This is a genomic window from Catenulispora pinisilvae (assembly GCF_015356865.1).
GTDB lineage: Bacteria > Actinomycetota > Actinomycetes > Streptomycetales > Catenulisporaceae > Catenulispora > Catenulispora pinisilvae.
This window is the reverse complement of sequence record NZ_JAAFZA010000154.1, coordinates 1-24,866: the sequence shown is the minus strand read 5'-3', so window position 1 is coordinate 24,866 and position 24,866 is coordinate 1. Positions and strand designations below refer to the sequence as shown.

Here is a 24,866-nt window from a genome sequence, read left to right as displayed (position 1 = left end):
GGCAGCGTCAGAGGTGTATAAGAAAAAGCCCCCGCCCAGCTCTCCCGCCTCTCCCGCCGCAAAGGCTGGTACCGCTACGCCTGGGGCGCCCACGCCTTCCCGACCACCGTCACCGCGGTCTTCCTCGGCCCCTACCTCACCGACATCGCGCGCAACGCGGCCGGCGGTGACAACCACTACCTGCACCTGGCCGGCCTGAGCATCCGCGCCGAGTCCTTCTACCCCTTCGCCGTCACCGCCGCCGCGCTGCTCCAGGCCGCGGTCCTGCCGCTGGTCGGCGCGGCCGCCGACCGCAGCGGCCGGACCCGGGGCATGCTGGCCGGGGCGATGACGCTCGGCGTGGTGGCGAGCCTGCTCTTCTACACCGTCACCGGCGGCGCCTACCTGTGGGGCGGCGCGCTGTTCCTGGCCGCCTCGCTCGGCTACTCCACCGCCAACGTCCTGGCCAACGGCTACCTGCCGACGCTGGCCGCGCCCGACGAGCGCGACGCCATCAGCTCCAAGGGCTGGGCCGTCGGCTATCTCGGCGGTGCCGTGCTGCTCGCCCTCAACCTCGTCATCTACACCGCGCACAGCGCCCTGGGCCTGAGCCAGTCGCACGCCGCGCGGGTCGCCCTGGCCTCGGCCGGGCTGTGGTGGCTGGTGTTCGGCACGGCCGGGGTGCGGCGGCTGACCGCCGGCACCTCGCAGCTGCCCAGCGCCCAGCGCCCGGAGTCGGGCACCGGCTACCGGCAGCTCGGCCGCACGCTGGCCGCGCTGGCCCGCAACCGCAACGCCCTGCTGTTCCTGCTCGCGTACATGGCCTACAACGAGGGCGTCCAGACGGTCATCTCCTTCGCCTCCACCTACGGCACCAAGCAGCTGGACCTCGGGCAGTCGGTGATGGCCAGTGCGATCCTGGTGGTGCAGTTCGTGGCGTTCGGCGGCGCGCTGTGGATGGGGCGGCTGGCCGCCCGGCACGGGACCCGGCGCACGATCAGCGGCTCGCTGGTGGTGTGGATCGTGCTGCTGGCCGCGGCGTTCGGGATGACCAAGCACGCCGCGTGGCAGTTCTACCTCCTGGGCTGCGCGATCGGCCTGGTGCTGGGCGGCACCCAGGCGCTGTCGCGCTCGCTGTTCGCACAGATCATCCCGGCCGGGCAGGAGAGCGAGTACTTCGGGCTCTACGAGGTCAGCCAGAACGGAGTGGCCTGGATCGGGTCGCTGACCGTTGCGCTGGCGATCCAGTTCACCGGCTCCTACCGGCTGGCGATCATCTCCCTGGTGGCGTTCTTCGCCCTCGGTTTGGTACTACTGGCCCGGACGGATCTGCGCACCGCGATCCGCACCGCCGGAAACCCGGTCCCCGAGCGCCTGTGAGCGTCCGGGATCGACACCCGGCGCTGAACACCGGCGTGTGACGAAACCCACGTTGCACTACTCCTATGAGCTGACTAAAGACGTTTGCCCGTTTTTGCCCGGTGGAACCCATCCGTGGGAGGCTCGGGGAGCACACCCGCCCAGGGCTACCGGCCACGCCAACCGGTCCGGCCCGGAACAAAACGTGCGCCGCGAGGCGTTGTGAGCGGGTGAGACGATCTGGAGGGAACACCAATGAGCGAGCGGGCACTGCGCGGGACGCGCCTCGGCGCGACCAGCTATGAAAGCGACGCGGGGATCGACTTCGCCCCCCGCCAGGACATCGAGTACGTGTGCCCGAACGAGCACCGCTTCGTGATGCCGTTCTCCGTCGAGGCCGACGTGCCGCCGACCTGGGAATGCAAGGTCTGCGGCGCCGTGGCCCTGGTGGTCGACGGAACCGCGCCGGAGGAGAAGGCCGGCAAGCCGGCCCGCACCCACTGGGACATGCTGTTGGAGCGGCGCACCGTGGCCGACCTGGAGGAAGTGCTGGCCGAGCGGCTGGCCGTGCTGCGTGACGGCGGCATCGCCAACCACGAGGTCATCCGCCCCGCCCCGGCCCGCACCATGGCGGGACGGGCGAAGAAGTCGGCCGCCGCCGCCAAGGCGTCCTCGGTCAAGAGCCCGGCCGCCCCGGCCGGCAAGCCGAAGACCACCGCGAGCCGATCCGGGGCCCGCAAGGCCGCAGCGCACACGTCCGACTGAACCTGGCTGAGCCGAACACCTGGCCAACTGAACACCTGGCCAACTGATCCTGGCTGACTGAACTGGGCCGACCAACGCCGGCCGACTCATCGTGGCGGACTGAACTGGGTGGCAGGTCTGGCTGACTGAAGTGGGCCGACCGAAGCCGGCTTGCCGATCCCGGCACGATCCGCCGAGCCGGCGGGCACGATCCGCGCACAGAACCCATCATTACGACTACAGTAGGAATAGCGCAGCCGCCGATGGCGAGCGGAGCGCCCACAAACCCCGAGCCGCACTGCATCCCCCCGACAGTGCGGCTCGGGCCTTTTCGTGTTCGAACCCTGAGAAAGCTCCGGCGCTCAACGCCTTCCGAGCAGCCGGCTCATCCGGTACTTCAGCCCCCACATCGTGGTCCGCCACAGCGCCTCGGCGACGATGTTCGTGCTCATCTTCGACGCCCCGAGTTCGCGTTCGACGAAGGTGATCGGGACCTCGACCACCTTCATCCCGGCGCGGACGGTGCGCCAGGCCAGGTCCACCTGGAAGGTGTAGCCGGCGCTGGCGACCGTGGAAAGCTCTATGCGTTCCAGGGTCTCGCGGCGGAACAGCCGGTAGCCGCCGGTGGCGTCGGCCAGGCGCATGCCGGTGACCAGCCGGACCCAGGAGTTTCCGCCCTTGGACAGGATCTCGCGGTGTCTGGGCCAGCCGACCGTCTTGCCGCCGGGGACGTAGCGCGAGCCCAGCACCAGGTCAGCATCCTGCTCCACCAGGGCCTTCAGCAGCGCCGGGAAGTCCTCGGGCCGGTGCGAGCCGTCGGCGTCCATCTCGCAGATGACGTCGTAGTCGTGCTCGATGCCCCAGGCGAAGCCGGCGAGGTAGGCCTTGCCCAGGCCCTCCTTGCCGGCCCGGTGCATGACCTTGACCCGCTCGTCCTTGCCGGCCAACTCGTCGGCGAGCTTGCCGGTGCCGTCCGGGGAGTTGTCGTCGGCGACGAGCACGTGCACGTCCGGGTTGGCCGCGTGAACTCGGGCGACGATCGTCCGGAGATTCTCGGCCTCGTTGTACGTAGGGATGATCACCAGGACGCGCAGGTTCGTCAAAGCGCTCGGCCTTTCGCTGCGGTTTGGAGGTCGGCGTCGCCGGCGGCCCCGCTGGGGGCCCCGTCGCCGTCCAGGGCACCGGGCAGAGTATCGACTGGAGTTCTGAAACCCGGGATCAGTGCCCGAACACGCCGCAGTGTCGTGGCGGCCCCGCTCAGGCCGATCGCGGCCAGCAGCCCGAGCAGCGCGAACACGTACTCCGGCCAGGCTCCGACCCGGTCGGCCAGGGAGAGCGTGGTGTTCCGCCGGACCTGCATGTCCAGGTAGCGGGCCTGGTATTCGCCGGTCTGGGCGAGGATCTTGCCGTGCGGGTCGATGACCGCTGAGACGCCGGACGTGGCGGCCTCCATGGTCCAGCGGCCGTGCTCGACCGCGCGGAACCGGGCGATCGCCAGTTGCTGGTAGGTCTGGCCGGTGCCCATGTAGGAGGCGTTGTTGCTGGGCACCAGCAGCACCTGGCCGCCGCCCTTGACCGCGTTGCGGACCACGTCGTCGTAGGCGACCTCGAAGCAGATGACGGCGGCCACCGTGACCCCGCTCAGGGTCAGCACGCCCTTGCCGTGGCCGGGCACGAAGTCGCGCGGGATCATGTTGAACCGCGTGATCATCTTGGTCAGGATGCCGCGGAAGGGCAGGTACTCGCCGAACGGCACCAGGTGGGTCTTGTCATAGGTGGCGCCCATGCCGCCGCCGGGATCCGGGGTCCAGACGATCAGCCGGTTGAGCACGTTGGTGCCCGCGGCGTTGGCGTTGATCACCGCGCCGACCAGCACCGGCACCCCGACGTCGTCCACGGCCTGCTGGATCTGGCCGGCGACGCCCGGATCGGAGTAGGGGTCCATGTCCGAGCCGTTCTCCGGCCACACCACGAAGTCCGGCTTGGCCGCCTTGCCCGAGCGGATGTCGGCGGCCAGGACCTCGGTCTCCTTGATGTGGTTGTCCAGGACCGCGGCCTCCTGCTCGTCGCGGCCGAAGCCGACGCGCGGCACGTTGCCCTGGATCAGCGCGATGCGGACCGGCGGCCCGGAGTCGGGGGACGTCAACGGGACGGCGAAGCCCAGGGAGGGGATCACCAGCGCCCCGACCACCATCACCGCGGCCCATCTCGTCCCGGTCTGGCGGAACCCGGCCCCCAGCGTCCCGGCTTGCCGCTCGCGCCACACGATCAGCGCCGCGCGCCACAGCAGCGCCCCGGACAGCGCGACCGCGAAGGTCACCAGCGGCGCCCCGCCGACGGCCGCGAGCGGGGTGAACGGCGAGTCGGGCTGGGAGAACGCCAGGCGTCCCCAGGAGAAGCCGCCGAAGGGCCAGCGGGACCGGCCGTATTCCTCGGTGACCCACAGGCAGGCCTGCCACAGCGGCGCGAACCGCATCACCGACACCCGCGCCATGCCCCAGCCGAACGGGACGAAGTACAGCGACTCGACGATCCCGACGGCTTCCTGCGCGCCGGGCCCGAAGACCCGCAGCCACTGGAACATCACCCAGCAGAAGCCGGTGCCGAACCAGAACCCGATGAGCAGCCCGCGGCGCCCGGTCCGGCCGGCGACCAGCGCCGAGAACGCGGCCACCGCCAGCGGCGCCACCGGCCACCAGCCGATCGGCGCGAACGCCAGGTTCAGCGCGGCCCCGGCCAGCAGGGCCAGGGCGGCCAGCCGGACCGCCTCGGCGCTCGGCCGGCCGGGCCGCCGGAACCACCGCCGCCGGCGGGTACCGGCCTCATCCACGTTCGCCACCAGCGGGACCCACCCTAGAAAAGATCTGCGGACACACCTTGAGCGCACTTTATACGAGCAGGGTGTGAATCCAGGTTCTCAAGATTGGGCCGGTCTGGAAACAGACTTCACCTGGTGGAAAGCCGCAGGACACCTTCGGCGGTGAGCATGAAAGCGGCTTCACCAGCACCGATCCTCATCAGCACAGATTCTCGCCAGGACAGACCCGCACCAGCATAGATCGGCACCAGTACAGATCCCCGGCCGGCAGGCCCGGCGGCCGGCAGCCCGCACGCGAAAACCCGGCGGCATCCTTCGGACCGGCTGCGGACCCGTTGGTTGCGAGTCCCGCACGCCGTTGTCTACTGGATCCGCCGGGCTCCCGGTGAAGACCCACCATCGTTCGCCGCATCCGCCGCCATGCCCCCGCCAAGCGCTTCGGCGCCGGATCGCACCGCGGCGAGAGGAGGACCACCGTGCGACGCGTGCGGCCGGTGGACGTGGTCACCGACGCTACCCGGACTGCAGGGACTCCTGTCAACCAGTGATCCGACCACTCTTGGCCTGCGTGAACGCGACAAATTCGCAGGTCAGCGCGCTGTCGGCGAAAGCAGGCGGGGCTGACGACGATCACTCGGAAGGGCGCGGGGGATATTTGTGACCGAACTGTGCTGAAGCGGCGGGGGTGAGGCTGAGGTGTCGAGTCACTGCGCGGCTCAACACCTCAACGGGGCGGCGGCAGGGCAGCGGGAGTAGGCGGGCGGTGAGAGTCGGCAGCGCGGCTCGGTAGCTCGGTGGCTGGGCGGGTCGGCGGCGGGGCGGCCCGGCGGCCCGGCAGTAACCCGCCAGCGGCTCGGCGGCCCGGCGGCTCGCAAACCACTCCCCCGCGCCGCAGCTATCCCTCCGCGAGCCGCCCCGAGTCGAACACCGTCCGGCCCCGCACGACCGTGCGGGTCGCGGTCGGCAGCGGCCGGCCCGGCGTCAGGTCCGGCAGCCCCGGCACGCCCGAGCGCGGGTCCGTGGACCACGCCGACAGCCGCTCGTCGGCCGCCTGTACCACCACGTCCTCCGGCGCCACGTCCCACACCGCGTACGTCGCCGGCTCGCCGACCCGCAGCACGCCGGTCGCGGTCGCCCGGGCCCCCAGCGCGCGCCAGCCGCCGCGGGTGTGGGCCGCGAAGGCCGCGCGGACCGAGACGCGGTGCTCGGGGGTCTGGTGGAACGCCGCCGCGCGCACCGTGCCCCACGGGTCCAGCGGCGTCACCGGCGCGTCCGAGCCGAACGCCAGCGGGACGCCGGCCTTCTGGAGCGCCGCGAAGGGGTTCATCGCGCGGGCCCGCTCGGCGCCCAGCCGCTCCACATACATACCGTCCGGGCCGCCCCACGCCGCGTCGAACGCCGGTTGCACGCTGGCCACGATCCCGAAGTCCAGCAGCCGCTGGATGCCGCCGTCGGGGATCAGCTCGGCGTGCTCGACCCGGTGCCCGACGCGGTGGAGCGCGTCGCGGCCCACCTTGGCCGCGGCCGCGTCGAAGCCGTCGAGCAGCGTGGCCATCGCCGCGTCGCCGATGACGTGGAATCCGGCCTGCATCCCGGCCTGCGTGCACTCCACTACATGGGACGCCACCTGCTCAGCACTCGCATACCCCGCGCCGAGCGTGTCCTTGTCAGCGTAGGGGCGCGCCAGGCACGCGGTGTGCGAGCCGATCGCGCCGTCCAGGAACAGGTCCCCGCCGGCCCCGACCGCGCCCAGGAAGGCCGCCTTCTCGGCCCCGCCGAACTCGCCCCAGTACCCGAACACCTCCGGGCCGCCGGCCTCCAGCCCCGAGGCCAGCACCTGAAGGAAGTCCGCCTCGCCGCTGATGTCCGGCCCGCCGCACTCGTGGACCGCGCCGATCCCCAGCTCCGCCGCCCGGCGCAGCGCCGCCGCCTGCAACTCGCCGCGGGCCCCGGTGCTCAGCATGCTGAAAGCCGCCTTGCGCACCAGGTGGTGCGCCTGCTGCCGCAGCTGCCCGGACTCCTCGAACCCGACCGCGCGGCGCACCTCCGGCACCGCGGCGATCAGGGCCGAGGACGCCAGCGCGCTGTGCACGTCGGCCCGCGACAGGTATGCCGGCCGGCCGCCGACGGCGCGGTCCAGCTCGGCCGGCGTCGGCGCGCGCCGCTCCGGCCACTTCGACTCGTCCCAGCCCTGGCCGATCACCATGGCGCCGGCCGGGACGGTCGCGGCGAAGGCGGCGATCCGGTCCAGGGCGGCGGCCAGCGACGGCACGTCGTGCAGGTCCAGGCCGGCGACCAGCAGGCCGGTGGAGGTCAGGTGGACGTGCGCGTCGACGAACGCCGGGGTCACCAGCGCGCCGCGCAGCTCCACGATCTCGTCGACGGAATCCGCGTGCGCGACGTCCGCCGCGCTGTCCGAGCCGAGCCAGGCCACCGCGCCGTCCTCGACCAGCATCGCCGTCGCGAACGGCTCCTCCGGCGAGTGGATGATCCCGCCGCGCAGCAGGACCCGCGGCGGGGTGGGACGGTCGGGGTCGGGCAGGGCGGTGTCGGTCATACGGAACAGTGTCTCGTACGCCTGGACAGGCCCCGCGCCGACCTCCGAGTCGACCTCCGACCTCCGGGCACAGGGCGCCGGGCGCAGGCCGCCGGGCACACGCACTCGGCTCAGGCCGGTGTCGTCCCCCGCATCCGGGCCTCGAACGGCGTCGAGAGCACGACCGTGGTCCGGGTGGACACCTCGGCGTCGGTCCGGATCCGGGCCAGCAGCGACTCCAACTCCCCCGGCGTCCCGACCCGCACCTTCAAGATGTAGTTCTCATCCCCGGCGACGCTATAGCAGTCCTCGACCTCCACCAGGTCCTTCAGCCGGTCCGGCACGTCGTCCGGCGCGGCCGGGTCGATCGGCTTCACCGAGATGAACGCCGTCAGGCTCAGCCCCAGCGCCTCGGGGTCCACCACGGCCCGGAACCCCCGCAGCACCCCGCGCTCCTCCAGCTTCTGCACCCGCTGGTGCACCGCCGAGGTCGACAGCCCGATCAGCTTGCCGAGGTCGGTGTAGCTCATCCGGCCGTCGGCGACCAGCGCCGTCACGATGTGCCTGTCGATATCGTCCACGCGCCCACGGTAAATCCTGCGGCGCCCGGCCGCCTACACGGCATACCCTGCCGATCATGGCGGATCCCAAGATGCATCCGGACGAAACCGACACCGACGCCGCACTGGTGGAGCGGCTGCTGGCCGGGCAGTTCCCGCACTGGGCACATCTGCCGGTGCGGCGGGTGGAATCCACGGGGACGGACAACGCGATGTTCCGGATCGGTACGGAGCTGTGCGCGCGGCTGCCGCGGATCCAGGGGGCGGTTCGCGCGTTGCGCCGCGAGCAGCGATGGCTTCCGGTGCTCGCGCCGCGGCTGCCGCTCGCGGTGCCGGTGGCCGTGGGGGTCGGGGAGCCTACCGATGAATACCCGTATCCGTGGTCGGTGCTGCCGTGGATCGACGGTGAGCCGGCCACGCGGCAGGTGCTCGCTGGGGGCGGTATCGGCTCGGGCTGGATGGACTCGGCGGCGGCCGCGGGCCGAATCGACTCCTCAGCGGCCGCGGTGGACCTCGCCGGATTCCTCAAGGCCCTGCACGCGGCCGACACCACCGGCGGTCCGGCCCCGGTCGCCGGCAGCCGCGGCATGCCGATCACCGGGCGCGACGAAACCGTGCGCGCCATGGTCGCCGAGCTCGGTGCGAGCCTGGACTCGGCGGCCGTGCTCGCCGCGTGGGAGCGCGTCATGGACACCCCGGCCTGGCCCCACGAGCCGGCCTGGATCCACTCCGACCTCCAGGGCGGCAACCTCATCGCCCGCGACGGCCGGCTGGCCGCGGTCATCGACTTCGCCCCCTCGCTCGGCGACCCAGCCGTCGGGCTGCTCCCGGCCTGGAACCTGTTCGAGGGCGAGGCGCGGGCCGCGTTCCGCGAGACGCTGGGCGTGGACGACGACACGTGGGAGCGCGGACGCGGCTGGGCCCTGTCGATCGCGCTCGTGGCGCTGCCGTACTACACGCGGTTGGGCACCAACCCGCGGATCGTCGCCGACTCCTGGCACGACATCGACGAGATTCTGAAAGCGGCTTGAGTCTCCATCTACTTGAGTCTCCATCTAGTGGAAGCCCGAAGGTGGACGCATGGACGACGCAGGCCCCTCCTACAGCCACTTCACCATCGGCGACCTGGCCCGACGCACCGGACTCCCGGTGCGGACGATCCGGTTCTACGCCGACGAGGGCGTCGTCCCCGAAACCGGCCGCACCCCGGCCGGCTACCGCGTCTACGACGTCGACGCCGTGGCGCGCCTGGACCTGGTCCGGACGCTGCGCGACCTCGGGATCGATCTGCCGACCGTGCGGCGGGTGCTGGCGCGCGAGGCCACCTTGTCCGAGGTGGCCGCCGCGCACGCTGAAGCGCTGGACGTGCAGATCCGGACGCTGCGTCTGCGGCGTGCGGTGCTGGGCGCGGTGGCGGCTCGGGGTGCCTCACATCAGGAGATGGATTTGATGCACAGGATCGCTCGCATGTCGGACGCCGAGCGCCGGCGGATGATCGAGGACTTCGTCGACAGCGTCTTCGGCGGCGTCGACGCCAACCCGGAGCTGGTCGAGATGGTCCGCGCGGCCAGCCCGGAGCTGCCCGAGGACGCCGCGCCGGAGCAGGTCGAGGCGTGGATCGAGCTGGCCGAGCTGACGCAGGACCCGGATTTCCGGGCCAGCGTGCGCCGGATGGCCGAGTATCAGGCCGCTGAACGCGCCGCGGGGGACACCACCGGGCTGCACCACGAGCTGACGGCGGTGGTGCGGGAGCAGGTCGGCCGGGCGGTCGCCGACGGCATCGATCCCGAATCCACGGCCGCCGACCCGGTGATCGCCGAGCTGGCCACGCAGTACGCCGACACGTTCGGGAAGCCGGACGACGCGGCGCTGCGGGAGTGGCTGTGGCAGCGGCTGGAGGTCGCCGTCGATCCGCGGGTGGAGCGGTATTGGCGGCTGCTGGCGGCGATCAACCGGTGGCCGGAGCCGGAGAACTTGGGGCCGGTGTTCGACTGGTTCCTGCGGGCTCTGCGGGTGCGGATCGGGCGGTAGGCGGTAGGCGGTAGCGACCAGGGGCCAGGGGGCTCGGGCGGTAGGGACCGGGCGTCAGGCGTCTCAGGCAGTCCGCCTCGGGCAGTCTGGACGGCGGCTGCCTCAGGACGCGGCGGGGTGACGGTTGTCGGGACCGTCACCCTCATCGGCTCCTTCCCCCACTCCCTCCCCTTCCCCTCCGTCGCCGCGCACCGTCCGCAGCCACTGTTCCAGCACCTCGAAGTCCGGCCCGGTGAGCCCGAGCAGCGCCCGCACGTGGTGCACGAGCGCGCGCCCCGGATGGTGCTCGGCGACCCAGTCCCGGTCCGAGGCCGTGACCTCGTCATCGGCCCACGCGAAGTCCCGCCCGCCGGCCCACTCGACCACCTGCCGGGTCTTCCAATGCAGGTTGAAGTACTCATCGAGGGCGTCCTGAGCGGCCGTGGGCTCCCGCCACTCCACCACCGGCAGCCGCGGCAACCCGAGCCGCGGCGCTATCTCATCGTTCGCCCCGTGCTCCCACGCCGTGGCCCACACCAACTCCCCCGGCAACGCGGCCAGCCGCCGCCCCAGGTCCACCCCGATATCGTCGGGCTCGGCACCGAAGGGCAACACGACCCCGTCGACGTCCAGGAACAGCAGCGGCGCGCTCATACCACCCACGGTATGTCAGTGTCCTCAGAATGCCAGCGGAAGCGGCGGATCACGCCACCGTCCGCCCCGGTACGCCACCTCACGGCGCTGCACGCACCAGTTCCACAGACCCGCCCACCCGCCGGCCGCCCAGGCTCGTGAGCAGCGTCTGGGAGGCGACGTTGGTCACGTCCACATCGGCGGCATTCACGAAGGTGATGCCCGGCGGGATCCGCACGCCGGCCAACCCGGTCCGGGCGGGATCGGTCGGGACCACGTAGTCGTCCTCGGCACGATGGACGACGAACCCGCCGTCGAGCAGCGCCTCGCGGGTCCGATCGTCGGCGACGTCGACCGTCACGTACACCGCACCGGGCACCGCCGCCGCCAGCGCCGGGTACACCTCCGGCGCGCAGTCCCGGAACTCCAGCCAGCGCCGCCGATCCGGCCGCGCCCACAGCTCCGCGCGGCCGACGACCGTCCCGTCGCGATGGGCTGTCCAGCGCCCCTCAGGTTCCTCAACGATCGACAGCATCTGCACACCCTATCCACGCCCCCGCCCGCGCCACGATCGAATATCCGCGCCCAAAACCGTCTCGAAGCCAGCCCGAACCCAGCCCAAAACCACCCCGAAACCGCCTCCGCCGCCAGAAACCTGTCAGCCCCCTGCTCTAGCGTGATCCGCGCGGGCCGCTTGGTGTGGCAAGCTGGAGGTCGGGTGCGAGGCCCGTTATCTGACGTCCAACAACCGGTGAGAGGAACGTGCCGTGCCGCAGAAGCGGGAGAGGCGGGTGAGCCCGGCCGCCGTGGCCATCGGGGCCTGGGCCGAGCGGGTCATCGCTGAGCGGGAGGTCAGCAAGGCGCGGGCGCGCCAGTTGCGGTGGGTGGCCGGGGAGCTGGCGTTGGTGCGCAACCATGAGGAGTTCCCGTTCCGGGACGCGACCGACGCCGTCGACCTGCTACAGCCCGGGCCGATAACGGCCTACCTCGATCTGGCCGCGCGCGGGGAACTGCGGCGGCGGGCCAAGGCCGGGGACGCGCACGCTACCAACGCCTCCATGCGGATCCGGGCCGACTGCCTGAAGATCCTCGGTGAGCACGGCGGCATTCTGGTCGACGTCCCGGACCGCCCGGGTCTGCCGGAGCTGCGCGAGACCGTGGACGGCCCCTCCCGCTCCCAGCTGCGCGACTACCTCGCCAAGCGCGCGGAGCATGTCGGCGCGCCGGCCGCGCGGGTCCGGTTGTTCGCGCTGATCGGCGTGGAGTTGGACACCGGTGCGCGGGTCGGGGAGCTCGCGGCGCTGACCTTGGCAGACCTCGCCGACGATCTCAGTACCGTGCAGGTGGTGCGGCGCCCGCAGGCCCGCACCGTGAGCGAGGCCGTGCACGAGACGGTGAAGCTCTCGGACGGGACCCGCGCCGCCCTCAAGGCCTGGCTGGAGGTGCGGGAGGCGCTGGTGCAGCCGCTCCACGGCAACGCCAAGGCGCTGTGGGTCTCGGTGATGCCGAACCACGCCGGCCACCTGAACGTCGAGGGCGAGGCCATCCGCCGGCCGCCGGGCATGCCCCTGATGCCGCGCGGCATGCAGCGTGCTTATACGCGCGCCGTCGTCGAGGCGAACATGGCGCTGGCCGGCTCGCCGGGCTGGCTCCCGCTGCCGGTGCGCTTCGAGCAGTTGCGGCGCGCCGTCACCGAACAGCACCGCCACGACGATGATGCCGACGCCGAGACCACTGACGAGTAGTGACAGGCAGGGCGGCGACAGGCAGGGCGGCTACAGGCAGCGACAACTAGCGAAGACAGCCCAGTGGAAGAAGACAAAAAGCTGCGGCGGCCCGTGGAAGACTCCACGGACCGCCGCTCCCCTATGTGCTAAACGCAGGATTCAGCAGCCGCTGCTGAAGGTGCCCCGTGCGCTGATGTGGTTACTGCTGCTGAGGCGGCTGCTGCTGCCCGGGCATGTATCCGGGCTGCACGGCCTGCGTCGGCTGGTTGGCCGCCGGGTCGTAGCCGCCCCACTGCTGCTGGCCCTGCTGCGGAGGCTGCGGGTTGCCCCACTGCTGCTGCCCCTGCTGCGGCGTCTGGTCCTGGGCCGGCGGCTGCTGGCCCTGCTGCGGCTGGCCCCAGCCGCCCTGCTGCTGCGGCTGCTGCTGGCCGTAGCCCTGCTGCCCCTGCTGGCCGTAGCCCTGCTGAGCCTGCTGAGCCTGCTGACCGTAGCCCTGCTGCTGGTACGCCTGCTGGCCGTAGCCGCCGGCCGAGGCCGAGGCCGTCGCCGCGGCCTGGTTGATCGACAGCTGCGCCAGCACGGCGAACACCACGCCGATCAGCGCCGCGGCCAGGGCAACGTAAGCGCCCAGGCCCAGACCGATCGAGTACTTGGCACCGGCCCCCGCCTCGGCCGCGACGCCCTTCTTGGCGTCGGAGGACTTGCCGTTCCAGTAGATCGCGCCGATCACGGCTGCGACGAACGCCGCGCCGCTGCCGCCGACCGCGATCCAGCCGGACAGCGGGGTCTTCATCACGAACACCATCACCACACCGGCGACCGCGATGACCGCGGTGATCACCAGGATCCAGCCCCACGCGGCGGTGTAGCCGGTGTCGCCGGAGCCGGAGGCGGCGCCCTTCACCGTGCTGGAGACGGAGCCCTTGCCGAAGTCGGTGATCGTGGTGGTCTCGCTCTGGCCCCCGGCCGTGATCTTCACGCTGAACCAGGCCAGGAAGGTCATGACGGCCGCGACCACGGCCAGGCCGCCGGAGGCGTAGAAACCCCAGACCTTGCCCCAGATCGCCGGCGCACCGCTCGACGGGCCGGCGGTGCCGCCCGCGTAAGAAGCGCCGCCATACTGCTGCTGTTGCTGGGCCGGCTGCTGGGCCTGCCCGTACTGGGGCTGCTGCGCGCCCCCCCACTGACCGCCGCCCTGCGGCTGCGCGGGCTGCTGTTGTCCCCAACCCGGCTGCGGCTGCTGCGGCGGCTGCGCGGGCTGCTGTCCCCATCCCCCGGGCTGGGGGTAGTTCTGATTCGGCTGCTGCGTCATGGGCAGCACGGTACAGGGTCTGCCGATGTGCTGATAAGACGATCGGCGACCTGACGGCGAAAGGTCCCGATTCCTCCCGATCTGGCGACGCGGGGATTTTCCTGGAGACCCGGCTTTCTACGTATGCGGTTGTACGGTGCCTGTCATCGCGGCCCGCACCGGCCTGCCGCCGAGCCGGTCAGCCGGTCCGGCGACAGGGCGATGATCACGAACTCGTCACGAACGGGTAAGCGCTCTACTGATAACGAGACGCTGAACCTGATTGGTTCCCTCGACGATCTGAAGCACCTTAGCCTCGCGCATGTACCGCTCCACGGGAAAGTCCGCGGTATAACCGTAACCCCCGAAGACCTGCACCGCGTCGGTGGTCACCTTCATCGCCATATCGGTGCAGAACAGCTTGGCCATCGCGGCCTCGGTCCCGTAGGGCAGCCCGGCGTCCCGGCGCCGCGCCGCGGTCAGATACGCCGCCCGCCCGACCGCCACCGACGTCGCCATGTCGGCCAGCATGAACCCGACGCCCTGGAACTCGGCGATCGGATGCCCGAACTGCTGCCGGGAGCTCGCGTAGTCCACCGCCGCGTCCAGCGCCGCCTGCGCGACACCGACCGCGCACGCCGCGATGCCCAGCCGCCCGGCCTCCAGCGCCGACAGCGCGATGGAGAACCCCTGGCCCTCCACCCCGATCAGCCGCTCCGCCGGGATCCGCGCGCCGTCCAGCAGCACCTGCGCGGTCACCGAGCCACGCATGCCCATCTTGTTCTCGGGCTTGCCGAAGCCCAGCCCCGGCGTCCCGGCCTCGGCCAACAGGGCACTGACGCCCTTGGCGCCGTCGTCGGAGGTGCGGACCATCAGGGTGTAGAAATCGGCGTGGCCGGAGTGGGTGATCCAGGCCTTGGTGCCGGTGACCGTGTAGGCGTCGGCAGCGGTGTCACCGGAGCGCACCGCGCGGGTGGTGAGCGCCGCGGCGTCGGACCCGGACTGCGGCTCGGACAGGCAGTACGCGCCGAGCTGATCCCCGCCGAGCATGCCCGGCAGCCACTTCTCCTTCTGCTGCTCGCTGCCGAAGTTCGCCAGGCCGTAGCAGGCCAGGGAGTGCACTGACACGCCCAGGCCGATGGTGAGCCAGTTGCGGGCCAGCTCCTCGACCACCTGGAGGTAGACCTCGTAGGGCTGCCCGCCGCCGCCGTACTCCTCGTCATACGGCAGGCTCAGCAGACCGGCCTGGCCGAGGGTCCGGAACACCTCGCGCGGGAAGCGCTCGGCCGCCTCGTACTCGGCCGCACGCGGCGCGAGCTCCTTGGCACACAGTTCCTGAACCAGCTCAAATAGGGCACGCGACTCATCGTTGGGCAGCGTCCGCTCGACCGCGACCATCAGAGGTCCACCACCACGAGTTCACGGGTGGTCAGGTTCAGACGCTCACCACCGTCGGCGGTGCAGACGGCGATGTCCTCGATGCGCGCGCCGTGCTTACCTGCGAGGTAGATGCCGGGCTCGATGGAGAAGGCCATGCCCGGCTCCAGCGGACGGGCCGAGCCGGAGACGATGTAGGGCTCCTCGTGCGTCTCCAGGCCGATGCCGTGGCCGGTGCGGTGGATGAACTTGTCGCCGTAGCCGGCCGCCGTGATCAGGTCGCGGCCGACCGCGTCCAGCTCCTCGGCGGTGATGCCGGGGCGGACGGCCTCGCACTGCGCCGTCTGCGCGGCCAGCAGGACCGCGAAGTACTCGGCGTACTCGGCCGAGGGCGCGCCGAGGCTGTAATTGCGGGTGGAGTCCGAGCAGTAACCGTCCGGCATGGCGCCGCCGATGTCCACGACCACCTGGTCCCCGGCCTGGATCACCCGGTCGGACAGCTCGTGGTGCGGGGAGGCGCCGTTCGGGCCGGAGCCGACGATGACGAAGTCCACGGTGGCGTGCCCGGCGGCCAGGATCGCGTCGGCGATGTCCTGCCCGACCTCGCGCTCGGTCCGGCCGGGACGCAGCCACTCGGGCACGCGGCGGTGCACGGCGTCGATGGCCGCCCCCGCCGCACGCAGGGACTCCACCTCCGCGGCGGTCTTGCGCATGCGCAGGTCGGACAGCACCGGCCCGGCCAGCACCTGCTCGGCGCCGGGCAGCACCCGCCGGAAGTTGAGGACCTTCTCGGCCCACATGTGGTTGTCCAAGCCCACGGTCCGCGCGGCACCGGCACCGGCCCCGGCCCCGGGCAGGCGGGAGGCGACCAGCGCGTAGGGGTCGTCGGTCTCGTTCCACGGAACGATGTCCAGGCCGAGCCCGCCCAGCGGCGAGGCCTCGGCGGCGGGCTTCTCCAGCGCCGGCACGACCATCAGGGGGTCGCCGCCGGCCGGCAGCACCAGGCAGGTGAGGCGTTCCAGCGGCAGCGCCTCGTAACCCGTCAGGTAGCGCAGGTCGGCACCAGGGCTGATCAGGAGGGCGTCCATACCGGCCTCGGCGGCGGCCTTTTGGGCGCGGGCGAGGCGGTCGGTCAGATCATGTGTGTGGTGTGTCACGAGGGTCAGGATAGTGGCCGGACGGGGTTCCTTCGATGCGGAGCAATCAGGAGATGTCCGGCGTGGCTCGCCAGAACTCCCGGCGGCGTAACACACGCCACAGCGGCACCCCGGCCCCGGCCACGAACAGGCCGAACAGCGACATCGGGGTGAGGTAGAGGATGTGTGATCGATGAGCGACGACGCCGGCCCAGTTGTAGTGCCAGTTCGCCGGCAGGTCCGCCGCCATGATCGCCACGCCGAGCGGGACGACGGCCGGGTGGGCACGCAAGGCCAGGTAGACCGCGAGCGAGTCCAGCACGACGAGCGAGTAGTAGAGCACCTGGACCGGCCACGCGACCAGGTCGTAGGCGTGGTTACCGCGGGTGGCCAGGTCCCACACATGGGAGCCCGCGCCTTCCAGGAAGCCGATCGCGTAGACCGCGAGCGCCACCTGAACCCACCGCGGCAAGCCGGCCCACCTGGTCCAACGCCGCATTACCCCCGCGATCCCCGTAGCCCCCATGCAGGCCACCGTAGCGACGCCGCGAACCACGGCACCAGATGCCCCGCTCCACCGCGACAGCCCCTCGCGGCGCGACTACTGTCAGCCCCATGAGCGCGAAAGCCGCCGCGATCAGCATCGTCGTCGCGGATCTGTCCGTGTCCATCGCCTTCTACGAACACTTCGGCCTCGGCTTCACCGCTCCCGAGTCCGCCGACGGGCACGCCGAGGCGGATCTCGGGGACGGGCTGCGGCTCATGCTCGACACCGAGGAGTCGGTCCAGGCCTTCACCTCGGCCTGGAACCGGCCCTTCGGTAGTCCGCGCACCGCGCTGTGCTTCCAGTTCCAGACCCCGCACGACGTGGACGCGAAGTTCGCCGAGCTGATGGAGGCCGGTTTCCATGGCTTCCGCGGGCCTTGGGACGCACCGTGGGGTCAGCGTTATGCGTCGGTCATCGATCCGGACGGCAGCGGCGTGGATCTGTTCGCGTTGCTTTAGGGACCCGACGCGTTAGAAGCCCGATGCGTTAGAAGCCCGACGCGTTAGGAAGTCGACCAGTTGAAGGTGGTCGACGTGGCGTCGATGTTCAGGCTCATGTTGCACTCCTGGTCGGCGACGAAGTCGCTGAACGAGGGCGAGGTCTGAGCGTTGTTGTTGTCGTACACGGCGATGTCCGAGAAATTGATGCCGCCGTTGGACGGGAAGTAGTCGCAGCCGTTCGCCCCGTAGGACTCGAACGTCCCGCCCTGGGCGCTGGTGTAGGACTCGTCGGTGGTGACCGAGAGCGTGCTCTGCTGCCCCGACTGGTTGTCCTGGGTGATGATGTCCCAGGTGCATCCGGTGCCGTCCGACGCGCAGCCCGAGGCGCGGACCGAGGCCGTCACCGTGTCGCCGGGGGCGGTCGCGACGTTCTGGCCGGTCTCGCTGTTGCTGCCCGTGACGTACCAGGACGTCAGGTAGTAGTCCGATTCACCATTGCCCCAGGTCAGCACCGGCTGGACTATGGAGTCCCCGGCGGAGGGCTCCAGCGAGGAGAAGAAGAAGTTCGTCGCGCCGTCGGTGGTCGGCGGGCTGGGGACGGTGTAGGTCGAGGTGATGCCGGTCAGGTAGTTCGGGGCGTTCCACCAGCTGGCCTGGAGCCAGCCGTTGGTGCTGAACGCCGGCTTCGCGACGGCCCGCTTCGCCGCCGCGGACTGCGCCGCGGCCTGCGCGGGAGTCACCAGCCGCGGGTGCGGGCAGGGCTTGAACGGGGCCAGCTTGACGCCGGAGGCCAGCACCTCGCTGTCGCCGTGCATCGACGCCCCGGCCGGAAGCGTGTGCACGCAGGTCTTGTACATCAGCCCGTCGGGGGTCTTGACCCAGTCCGGCGAGCGCAGCGCCGCGGCGTAGGCGGCCGGGTCACTGCTGACCGGGCCGGCTGCGGAGGTGGACTGAGGGGACGTCCCGGCGGCCGCGTCCGGCCCGGCGTTGTTCGCCGCGGCCTGGGCGCTGCCCGCGGTCCCGGCCGCGATCAGCAGGAGGGCCGCGATCACGATCCTCGCCTTGGGCAAGGATCGCGGGTGTCTGAAACGAATGGACACTGTTCCCACTTCCCAGAGTGTGATGGCACGACAGTGCTCTGACAATCACTCTGAGTGAAGTCCGCGCAATGCTTGATGGCAAGAGGCTGAGTCGGACTTGTCGAATCCTTTGCACTCTGCTGGACAATTCCAGGTGAAGCTATGGCGTGCGCGAGCCGCTCAGCTCTGCATCCCGAAGCGCGCCACGTAATGCCACACCCGCTTCAGCGACTGCGGGTCGTACTTCTGCGTCGCGGCCGCCCGCCCGATCACGCGCGGGGTCAGCAGGCCGTCCGGCGCGATCTCCCGGGCCAGTTCGATGAACTCCGGCCCCCGGTAGTCCGGGTGGCGCGCCATCTCCGCCAGCGTCAGCCGGAATCCCGGATGCCAGTCGAGGCGGCAGGGCAGGGTGCGCGCCTGCTCCTCGATCTCCGTGCCCTGATAACAGGGGTCGAGGACCAGTGCCTCGACATCGCGGTCGAGCCGCACCGTGCCGTGGACCTGCGCCTCGATGTAGTCGTCGAGGGCGTCGGCCGCGGTGTCGGCCAGGGCCGGGGCGATCAGGTCCATGGCCGTCGCGACGCCGAAGTCCTGGGGCTCCAGGTAGCTGTCCGGGTAGCAGAACGTGGCGCGTTGGACGGCTTGCGCGTCCAGGAGGAAGTACGCCGATCCGAAGCGCGGTGCGGCTCCGGCCGGTTTGGCGCGGAAGTTCAGTGCGCCGTAGACCGGCCGTTCGTCGGCGGCGGCGTTGTCGTAGGCGCCGCCGAAGATGCGGCTTTCCCAGCGCCAGCGGTCCCCGCCGGGGTGGGCGGTCAGGCCGCCGTTGCTGGTGCCGGTGACGAACTGGGAGCGGTAGACCCCGGCGGCGGCGAGCGCCGTGAGGATCGGCGGTTCGCCGCGGTCGGGATGGAAGTTCAGCGTGACGCGCAGTGCGTCGTCCACCCGCGGTCCCGAAGAACGCGCCGCCACGTGCCCCAGCGCCTGTCGCGCCGCCTGCGACGCCCCTTCCGTCATGGCGGCAGTATGCCCGATGACGATCACACGTCCGATCACACGTCCGGCGATCACACGTCCCCGATGATTCCGGCCATCCCCTCGGCCGAGAGCAGGTGCCGCGCGGCCAGCCGCACCGCGCCGAGCATCCCGGCGCGCTCCCCCAGCACCGAGGTCTCGATCGCCAGGCTGCGGGTGGCCAGCGGCAGCGCGCGCCGGTAGATCACGGCCCGCACATCGGCGAGCAGGTCCTCGTGCAGCTGCGCCAGGATCCCACCGATGACGATCGTGTCCGGGTTGTGGAAGGAGACCAGGGACGCCAGCACCTCGCCGATCCGCTGCCCGGCCAGTCGCACCTGGCGCCGGGCCGCGGCGTGCCCCTCGGAGACCAGGCGGACCACGTCGGCGGCGCGCGTCGCGTCGTTGCCCTGCGCCCGCAGCGCCGCCGCTATCGCAGCGCCGGAGGCCACCGCCTCCACGCAGCCGGTGTTGCCGCAGTGGCACAGCACGTCCTCGTGTCCCGGCAGCTGGATGTGCCCGATGTCGCCGGCCGCGCCGGACGCGCCGCGGTGCAGGACCCCGTCGGAGACGATGCCGCAGCCGATGCCGGTGCCGACCTTCACGTACAGCAGGTGCCGGCTGTCCCGGCGGTTCGTGTACTCCCCCAGCGCCATGGCGTTGACGTCGTTGTCGACCAGGACCGGCGCGGCGTAGCGGCCTTCGAAGAAGGCCGGGACCCGGCAGCCGTCCCAGCCGGCCATGATCGGCGGGCGGACCACGGTGCCGCTGGCGAACTCCACCGGGCCCGGGACGCCGATGCCGACGGCCCGCAGGTGCGCCGCCGGACGGCCGACTTCGGCCAGCAGTTCTTCCAGGTCGGCGCGCACGCCGCCGAGCACCGCCTCAGGACCGGCGTTGATGTCGATCGACCGTGCCCGTTCGGCCAGGACCCGGCCGGAGAGAGTGGCGACGGCCAGCCGGCTGTGGGTGGCGCCGAGGTCGCAGCCGGCGACCACGATCTGCTGGTCGGACAGGTCCAGCGCCAGCGGCGGGCGGCCGCGGTCGGTGGCGGCCGGTTCGGTCTCGACCAGCAGGCCGCGCTCGATGAGCAGGTCCACCCGCTGCGCTATGGCCGCGCGGGAGAGCCCGGTGGCGCCGACGATCGCCGAGCGCGTGGTGGCCGCACCGTCCGCGACCAGGCCCGCGAGCTCGCTGAGCGATGCCATCCGGCGCTTGGCCGCACTGTTCATCAGACCCCTCCCGACCGGTTTCCCGGCTGCTGCTTTAAGACAGAACTAAGCCTAATGATGACTCTTGTCAGTCGTAAAGGGCGGCCATATCGTCGATTACGAGAGCTGGTGAAGGCCGGCCTCGGCGGTGGGATCACCGGTCTCGGCGGTGGGATCACCGGTCTTGAGGGTGTGCCGATCTGGAGGGTGTGCTGATGACGGTGCGGGCGGGCATTGCCGGAGCGGGCATGGTCGCGGCGGTCCACGCCGACGCGATCCGCCGCGCCGGGGGCGCCGTCGTCGGCGTCGCGGCCTCGACGCCGGAGCGGTCGAAGGCGGCGGCTCCGCGAGTGGGAGCGGGCCGCGCCTTCGATTCCGCCGAGGAGTTGGCGGTGAGCCAGGAGATCGACGTGCTGCACGTCTGCACGCCCAACGCGCTGCACGGCCCGCTGGTCCGCGCGGCGCTGGCGGCGGGCAAGCACGTGGTCTGCGAGAAGCCGCTGTCCCTGACCGGTGCGGACTCCGACGAGCTGGTGGCCCTGGCCGCCGAGTCGGGACTGGTGAACGCCGTCCCGCTGGTCTACCGGTACGCCCCGCTGACCGTCGAGGCCCGCGAGCGGGTGCGCGACGGGCAGCTCGGCGCCATCCGGCTCATCCACGGCCACTACCTGCAGGACTGGCTGGCCCGGCCGGAGGACAACAACTGGCGCGTGGACCCGGCTGTCGGCGGCGCGTCCCGGGCGTTCGCCGACATCGGCTCGCACTGGTGCGACCTGGTCGAGTGGATCAGCGGGCACCGGATCAGCGAACTGACCGCCGCGGCGCAGACCGTGCTTGCGCACCGGTCGGCGGCCGGTCACGAGACTTTCGCCGGAACTGAGACAGAGAACCCGGTGACAAAAGACCCGGTGACAGAAAACCCGATGACAAAAAACCCGGCGGCAGGAAGCCCGCCGCAAGGCGCGGCAAAATCGGCGCAAGTCGCCGTCACCACCGAGGACGCCGTCCAGGTCCTGTTCCGCACCGACCGGGGCGCGACCGGCGCGCTGGTCGTGTCGCAGGTCTCGCCGGGCCGCAAGAACCGGCTCTGGTTCGAGATCGACGGTGCCGAGCGCAGCGTCTCCTACGACGGCGAGGACCCCGAGTCCTTGCTCCTGGGCGGCCGGGCCCGCACCGAGATCGTGCGCCGCGACGCCCTGTCGCCCGGGGCCGGCCGGATCAACGCCGTGCCCGCCGGGCATCCCTGGGGCTACCGCGACTGCTTCGCGGCGTTCACCGAGGACGTCTACGCGGCGATCCGGAACTCGAAGACAGCTGGACCAGCGGCGCAGAACTCCCCGGTGTATCCGACCTTCGCCGACGCCGCCCGCACCGCCCACATCACCGACGCGGTCCTGACTTCGGCCGCACACCGTTCCTGGATCGAGGTGTCCTGACGTGAAACTCGGTTTCCTCACGGCCTGCCTGCCGCAGGTCCCGCTCGCGGACATCGCCGCCTGGGCGGCCGAAAACGATTACGCCGCTTTGGAGGTCGCGGTCTGGCCGAAGGTCGGGGGCCGGGAGTTCGAGGCCAGCCACATCGACGTCGCGCACTTCGACGACGGACAGGCCGGCGACGTCACCGAACTGTTCGCCAAGCACGGACTGACCCTGTCCTCGCTGGCGTACTACGAGAACAACCTGCACCCCGACGAGGACCGGCGCCAGGAGATCGGCACGCACCTCCGGCACGCCGTGGACGCCGCGGCCCGGCTCGGCGTGGAGACGGTCGGCACCTTCATCGGGCGCCACCCCGGGCTCAGCGTGAAGGAGAACATCGCGCTGGCCGAGCAGTCCTTCCCGCGGCTGGTCGACTACGCCGGCGAGCGCGGCGTGAAGATCATCATCGAGAACTGTGTCATGGAGGGCTGGCACCCCGACGGGTACCCGGGGAACCTCGCCTACTCCCCCGAACTGTGGGAGTGGATGTTCTCGCTCGGGCTGTACCTGAACTACGACCCCTCGCACCTGCTGTGGATCGGCATCGACCCGGTCACCGCGCTGAAGCCGTACGTCGACCGGATCCCGCACGCGCAGGCCAAGGACACCCAGCTGGACCCGGTCGCCCGCAACCGCTACGGCTTCTTCGGCAAGACCCTGAGCCGCGAGCACCCCTGGGACGAGGGCTGGTGGCGCTACCGCGTCCCGGGCCTGGGCCAGGTGGACTGGAGCGGCGTGGTGGACGCGCTGTATGAGGGCGGGTTCACCGGGGTGCTGAGTGTGGAGCACGAGGACCCGGTGTGGGGCGGCACCGAGGAGAAGGTCAAGCAGGGACTGCGGATCGCCCACCGCACGCTGTCCCCGCTCATCGTCGGCTGACCCGGACGCCACGCCGGTAAAGCGAAGAGCACCGAACGCCGCCGCCGGTCGGGCCGCCACCTCCGGCCGGCGCGGAGCACTGAGGACCGCTGAACCGCTTAATCGTTGAACACTTCGAACGAAAGCCAGGCCATGACCCGCAAGCCGAGCGTCCAGCTCTACTCTGTCCGCGACCACATGAATGACCGTGAAGCGACGCTGAAGCGCCTCGCCGACATCGGCTTCACCGCCGTCGAGCCCTACGACCCGACGACCGACCCGGCCGGCTTCCGCGCCCTGGCCGACGACCTGGGCCTGACCGTCTCCGGCGCGCACGCCGGGGCGCTGCTGCGCGAGCCGGACCCGGCCCCGGTGTTCGAGGCCGTCGCCACCTTGGGCACGGATCTGCCGATCCTGCCCGGCGGCATCCCCGAGGAAGACTTCAAGACCCACGACGGGCTCAAGCACGTCGCCGACCGGCTGAACGCGCTGGCGGCGAAGGCGGCCGAGGCCGGTCTGCGCTTCGGCTACCACAACCACTACTGGGAGTTCGAGCCGGTGCTGGACGGCCGGCACGCGCTGGAAATCCTGGCCGACCTGGTGGACCCGGCGGTGGTGTTCGAGATCGACACCTACTGGTCCTCGGTCGGCGGCGCCGACACCCCGGCGGTCCTGGAGCGCCTGGGCGAGCGGGTCGTGGCCCTGCATGTGAAGGACGGGCCGGTCGTCAAGGGCGAGCCGAACGTGGCCGTCGGCACCGGCGCCATGCCGGTACCGGCCGTCCTGGCCGCCGCGCCGCCGGACGCCTGGCGGGTGATCGAGTTCGACGAGGCCGCCACCGACATCTTCGAGGCGCTGGCGGCGAGCCTGACCTACGTGAACGGTCTGGAGGCGGCATGAGCGGGAGCGGGCCGGTCGGCGTCGCGGTCATCGGCGCGGGCAACATCAGCTCGCAGTACCTGGCCAACCTGACACGCTTCCCGGACCTGAACGTCCTGGCGGTCGCCGACCTCGACGTCCCACGCGCCGCAGCCGCCGCCGCGGAGTACGGCGTACCGGCCTCCGGCTCGGTGCCGGACGTGCTGGCGCTGCCCGAGGTGGAGCTGGTCGTCAACCTGACCATCCCGGCCGCGCACGCCGACGTGGCGTTGCAGGCGCTGGCCGCCGGCAAGCACGTCTACGGCGAGAAGCCGCTCGCCCTGGACCCGGCGGCGGCCCGCAAGGTCCTGGCCGAGGCGAACGAGCGCGGGCTGCGAGTCGGCAACGCACCGGACACGTTCCTGGGCGCGGGATTGCAGACGGCGCTGCGGGCGGTGACCTCCGGCACGATCGGCACGCCGGTCGCGGCCGCCGCCGCGTTCCAGAGCCCGGGCCCGGAGAGCTGGCACCCGAGCCCGGAGTTCTTGTTCGCCGTGGGCGCGGGCCCGCTGTTCGACATGGGCCCGTACTACCTGACCGCACTGGTGGCGCTGCTCGGCCCGGTCGGCACCGTGGCCGCCACCGGGCACAAGTCCCGCGAGTCGCGGGTCATCGGCTCCGGCCCCAAGGCCGGGACTGTGTTCCCGGTCGAGGTGCCGACGCATGTCACGGCCCTACTGGAGTTCCGCAGCGGCGCCGGGGCCACCACCACGCTGAGCTTCGACTCCCCGCTGTCCCGGCAGAGCATCGAGATCACCGGGACCGAGGCCACCCTGCTGGTGCCGGACCCGAACCAGTTCGACGGCACACTGGGGCTGCGGCGGCCCGGGGCGAAGGAGGCCGAGGAGATCCCGGCCACCGGGACCTCGATCGGGCGCGGGATCGGTGTGCTGGACATGGCGCGGGCACTGCGCTCCGGGACCGCTCACCGCGCGTCCGGGGAGCTGGCGCTGCATGTGCTGGACGTGATGGCGGCGATCGCGGGGTCGGCGCAGAGCGCGGCGTTCGAGGACGTGCCGGCGTGGACTGAGAAGCTGGAGGCGCTGCCGGAGGATTGGGATCCGCTGGAGGCGACGCTCTGAGCGGCTGGCTCAGGGGAGTTGGGGAGGTCCGCTGGCTGTGTGGTGTGCGGGGTTCGGATCTTGTTTTGGGG

At 71.5% G+C, this 24,866-nt stretch carries 21 protein-coding genes and 2 pseudogenes; 10 read left to right on the top strand and 13 right to left on the bottom strand.

What is annotated here, in order from left to right; genetic code table 11:
• Positions 1-72 precede the first annotated feature (72 nt).
• Together IZR01_RS32670 and IZR01_RS51235 are read left to right on the top strand one after the other, a co-directional pair.
• Positions 73-1,359: pseudogene (locus IZR01_RS32670) on the top strand (MFS transporter); the annotation flags it as partial.
• A gap of 234 nt (positions 1,360-1,593) precedes the next feature.
• Positions 1,594-1,971: pseudogene (locus tag IZR01_RS51235) on the top strand (RNA polymerase-binding protein RbpA); the annotation flags it as partial.
• Between the two features lie 473 nt (positions 1,972-2,444).
• On the opposite strand, the gene IZR01_RS32660 reads toward IZR01_RS51235, so the two are convergent.
• From IZR01_RS32660 to IZR01_RS53625, 4 genes are all read right to left on the bottom strand, one after another.
• Positions 2,445-3,185, bottom strand: a complete 741-nt coding sequence (locus IZR01_RS32660; RefSeq protein ID WP_194898693.1) for a polyprenol monophosphomannose synthase — start codon at positions 3,183-3,185, stop codon at positions 2,445-2,447.
• The gene (gene lnt, locus IZR01_RS32655; protein ID WP_194898694.1) at positions 3,182-4,921 is read right to left on the bottom strand and encodes an apolipoprotein N-acyltransferase; all 1,740 of its coding nucleotides are present in this window, start codon (positions 4,919-4,921) and stop codon (positions 3,182-3,184) included. Before lnt ends, IZR01_RS32660 begins: the two co-directional genes overlap by 4 nt.
• A gap of 874 nt (positions 4,922-5,795) precedes the next feature.
• Positions 5,796-7,457 (bottom strand): amidohydrolase, encoded by a 1,662-nt coding sequence (locus IZR01_RS32650; RefSeq protein WP_194926109.1) that lies wholly within the window; start codon positions 7,455-7,457, stop codon positions 5,796-5,798.
• Between the two features lie 110 nt (positions 7,458-7,567).
• Positions 7,568-8,017, bottom strand: a complete 450-nt coding sequence (locus IZR01_RS53625) for an Lrp/AsnC family transcriptional regulator (RefSeq protein ID WP_194898696.1) — start codon at positions 8,015-8,017, stop codon at positions 7,568-7,570.
• A 56-nt stretch (positions 8,018-8,073) separates the two neighbouring features.
• Here IZR01_RS53625 and IZR01_RS32640 point away from each other — a divergent pair, with 56 nt between their 5' ends.
• Together IZR01_RS32640 and IZR01_RS32635 are read left to right on the top strand one after the other, a co-directional pair.
• Positions 8,074-9,027, top strand: coding sequence for an aminoglycoside phosphotransferase family protein (locus tag IZR01_RS32640; RefSeq protein ID WP_194898697.1), 954 nt, complete (start codon positions 8,074-8,076; stop codon positions 9,025-9,027).
• Positions 9,028-9,076: 49 nt separating this feature from the next.
• On the top strand, positions 9,077-10,027 hold the full coding sequence (locus tag IZR01_RS32635) for a helix-turn-helix domain-containing protein (RefSeq protein WP_194898698.1): 951 nt from the start codon (positions 9,077-9,079) through the stop codon (positions 10,025-10,027).
• A 102-nt stretch (positions 10,028-10,129) separates the two neighbouring features.
• Here the strand turns inward: IZR01_RS32635 and IZR01_RS32630 are convergent, their stop codons facing one another.
• Together IZR01_RS32630 and IZR01_RS32625 are read right to left on the bottom strand one after the other, a co-directional pair.
• Positions 10,130-10,660, bottom strand: a complete 531-nt coding sequence (locus IZR01_RS32630; RefSeq protein ID WP_228560712.1) for an HAD domain-containing protein — start codon at positions 10,658-10,660, stop codon at positions 10,130-10,132.
• A 79-nt stretch (positions 10,661-10,739) separates the two neighbouring features.
• Positions 10,740-11,174 carry a hypothetical protein gene (locus IZR01_RS32625; RefSeq protein ID WP_194926108.1) on the bottom strand — a complete coding sequence of 145 codons (435 nt, stop codon included), beginning with the start codon at positions 11,172-11,174 and terminating at the stop codon, positions 10,740-10,742.
• Positions 11,175-11,430: 256 nt separating this feature from the next.
• Between IZR01_RS32625 and IZR01_RS32620 the strand changes: the two genes are divergently transcribed.
• Positions 11,431-12,384 carry a tyrosine-type recombinase/integrase gene (locus tag IZR01_RS32620; protein ID WP_194897673.1) on the top strand — a complete coding sequence of 318 codons (954 nt, stop codon included), beginning with the start codon at positions 11,431-11,433 and terminating at the stop codon, positions 12,382-12,384.
• 181 nt (positions 12,385-12,565) lie between these two features.
• On the opposite strand, the gene IZR01_RS32615 is transcribed toward IZR01_RS32620, so the two are convergent.
• The 4 genes from IZR01_RS32615 to IZR01_RS32600 all read right to left on the bottom strand — a co-directional run bounded on the left by IZR01_RS32615 (position 12,566) and on the right by IZR01_RS32600 (position 16,642).
• Positions 12,566-13,678 carry a hypothetical protein gene (locus tag IZR01_RS32615; protein ID WP_194897674.1) on the bottom strand — a complete coding sequence of 371 codons (1,113 nt, stop codon included), beginning with the start codon at positions 13,676-13,678 and terminating at the stop codon, positions 12,566-12,568.
• A 216-nt stretch (positions 13,679-13,894) separates the two neighbouring features.
• Positions 13,895-15,055 (bottom strand): acyl-CoA dehydrogenase family protein, encoded by a 1,161-nt coding sequence (locus tag IZR01_RS32610; protein WP_194897675.1) that lies wholly within the window; start codon positions 15,053-15,055, stop codon positions 13,895-13,897.
• Positions 15,055-16,191 carry a M24 family metallopeptidase gene (locus IZR01_RS32605; protein WP_194897676.1) on the bottom strand — a complete coding sequence of 379 codons (1,137 nt, stop codon included), beginning with the start codon at positions 16,189-16,191 and terminating at the stop codon, positions 15,055-15,057. The genes IZR01_RS32610 and IZR01_RS32605 overlap by 1 nt, the downstream gene beginning before the upstream one ends.
• A gap of 46 nt (positions 16,192-16,237) precedes the next feature.
• Positions 16,238-16,642, bottom strand: a complete 405-nt coding sequence (locus tag IZR01_RS32600) for a hypothetical protein (RefSeq protein WP_194897677.1) — start codon at positions 16,640-16,642, stop codon at positions 16,238-16,240.
• A gap of 143 nt (positions 16,643-16,785) precedes the next feature.
• Here IZR01_RS32600 and IZR01_RS32595 point away from each other — a divergent pair, with 143 nt between their 5' ends.
• A complete protein-coding gene (locus IZR01_RS32595; RefSeq protein ID WP_194897678.1) occupies positions 16,786-17,175 on the top strand; it encodes a VOC family protein in 390 nt (129 codons plus the stop codon).
• A 44-nt stretch (positions 17,176-17,219) separates the two neighbouring features.
• Here IZR01_RS32595 and IZR01_RS32590 read toward each other — a convergent pair whose 3' ends face one another.
• The 3 genes from IZR01_RS32590 to IZR01_RS32580 all read right to left on the bottom strand — a co-directional run bounded on the left by IZR01_RS32590 (position 17,220) and on the right by IZR01_RS32580 (position 20,479).
• The gene (locus IZR01_RS32590; protein ID WP_194897679.1) at positions 17,220-18,209 is read right to left on the bottom strand and encodes a hypothetical protein; all 990 of its coding nucleotides are present in this window, start codon (positions 18,207-18,209) and stop codon (positions 17,220-17,222) included.
• A gap of 207 nt (positions 18,210-18,416) precedes the next feature.
• Positions 18,417-19,250, bottom strand: a complete 834-nt coding sequence (locus IZR01_RS32585) for a DUF3626 domain-containing protein (RefSeq protein WP_194897680.1) — start codon at positions 19,248-19,250, stop codon at positions 18,417-18,419.
• 50 nt (positions 19,251-19,300) lie between these two features.
• Complete coding sequence (locus tag IZR01_RS32580) at positions 19,301-20,479, bottom strand: ROK family protein (protein WP_194897681.1); 1,179 nt, start codon at positions 20,477-20,479, stop codon at positions 19,301-19,303.
• Positions 20,480-20,673: 194 nt separating this feature from the next.
• Here IZR01_RS32580 and IZR01_RS32575 point away from each other — a divergent pair, with 194 nt between their 5' ends.
• From IZR01_RS32575 to IZR01_RS32560, 4 genes are all read left to right on the top strand, one after another.
• On the top strand, positions 20,674-21,894 hold the full coding sequence (locus tag IZR01_RS32575) for a Gfo/Idh/MocA family oxidoreductase (RefSeq protein ID WP_194897682.1): 1,221 nt from the start codon (positions 20,674-20,676) through the stop codon (positions 21,892-21,894).
• A gap of 1 nt (position 21,895) precedes the next feature.
• Complete coding sequence (locus IZR01_RS32570; protein WP_194897683.1) at positions 21,896-22,816, top strand: sugar phosphate isomerase/epimerase family protein; 921 nt, start codon at positions 21,896-21,898, stop codon at positions 22,814-22,816.
• A 177-nt stretch (positions 22,817-22,993) separates the two neighbouring features.
• Positions 22,994-23,695, top strand: coding sequence for a sugar phosphate isomerase/epimerase family protein (locus IZR01_RS32565; RefSeq protein WP_228555561.1), 702 nt, complete (start codon positions 22,994-22,996; stop codon positions 23,693-23,695).
• Positions 23,692-24,795, top strand: a complete 1,104-nt coding sequence (locus IZR01_RS32560; RefSeq protein WP_194897685.1) for a Gfo/Idh/MocA family protein — start codon at positions 23,692-23,694, stop codon at positions 24,793-24,795. Before IZR01_RS32565 ends, IZR01_RS32560 begins: the two co-directional genes overlap by 4 nt.
• Positions 24,796-24,866 lie beyond the last annotated feature (71 nt).

Bases quoted from the DNA above. Each gene is read 5' to 3' on its own strand.
- IZR01_RS32650 (WP_194926109.1), bottom strand. From the start codon at position 7,457: ATGACCGACACCGCCCTGCCCGACCCCGACCGTCCCACCCCGCCGCGG.
- IZR01_RS32640 (WP_194898697.1), top strand. From the start codon at position 8,074: ATGGCGGATCCCAAGATGCATCCGGACGAAACCGACACCGACGCCGCA.
- IZR01_RS32635 (WP_194898698.1), top strand. From the start codon at position 9,077: ATGGACGACGCAGGCCCCTCCTACAGCCACTTCACCATCGGCGACCTG.
- IZR01_RS32630 (WP_228560712.1), bottom strand. From the start codon at position 10,660: ATGAGCGCGCCGCTGCTGTTCCTGGACGTCGACGGGGTCGTGTTGCCC.
- IZR01_RS32625 (WP_194926108.1), bottom strand. From the start codon at position 11,174: ATGCTGTCGATCGTTGAGGAACCTGAGGGGCGCTGGACAGCCCATCGC.
- IZR01_RS32615 (WP_194897674.1), bottom strand. From the start codon at position 13,678: ATGACGCAGCAGCCGAATCAGAACTACCCCCAGCCCGGGGGATGGGGA.
- IZR01_RS32610 (WP_194897675.1), bottom strand. From the start codon at position 15,055: ATGGTCGCGGTCGAGCGGACGCTGCCCAACGATGAGTCGCGTGCCCTA.
- IZR01_RS32595 (WP_194897678.1), top strand. From the start codon at position 16,786: ATGAGCGCGAAAGCCGCCGCGATCAGCATCGTCGTCGCGGATCTGTCC.
- IZR01_RS32585 (WP_194897680.1), bottom strand. From the start codon at position 19,250: ATGACGGAAGGGGCGTCGCAGGCGGCGCGACAGGCGCTGGGGCACGTG.
- IZR01_RS32580 (WP_194897681.1), bottom strand. From the start codon at position 20,479: ATGAACAGTGCGGCCAAGCGCCGGATGGCATCGCTCAGCGAGCTCGCG.
- IZR01_RS32575 (WP_194897682.1), top strand. From the start codon at position 20,674: ATGACGGTGCGGGCGGGCATTGCCGGAGCGGGCATGGTCGCGGCGGTC.
- IZR01_RS32565 (WP_228555561.1), top strand. From the start codon at position 22,994: ATGAATGACCGTGAAGCGACGCTGAAGCGCCTCGCCGACATCGGCTTC.
- IZR01_RS32560 (WP_194897685.1), top strand. From the start codon at position 23,692: ATGAGCGGGAGCGGGCCGGTCGGCGTCGCGGTCATCGGCGCGGGCAAC.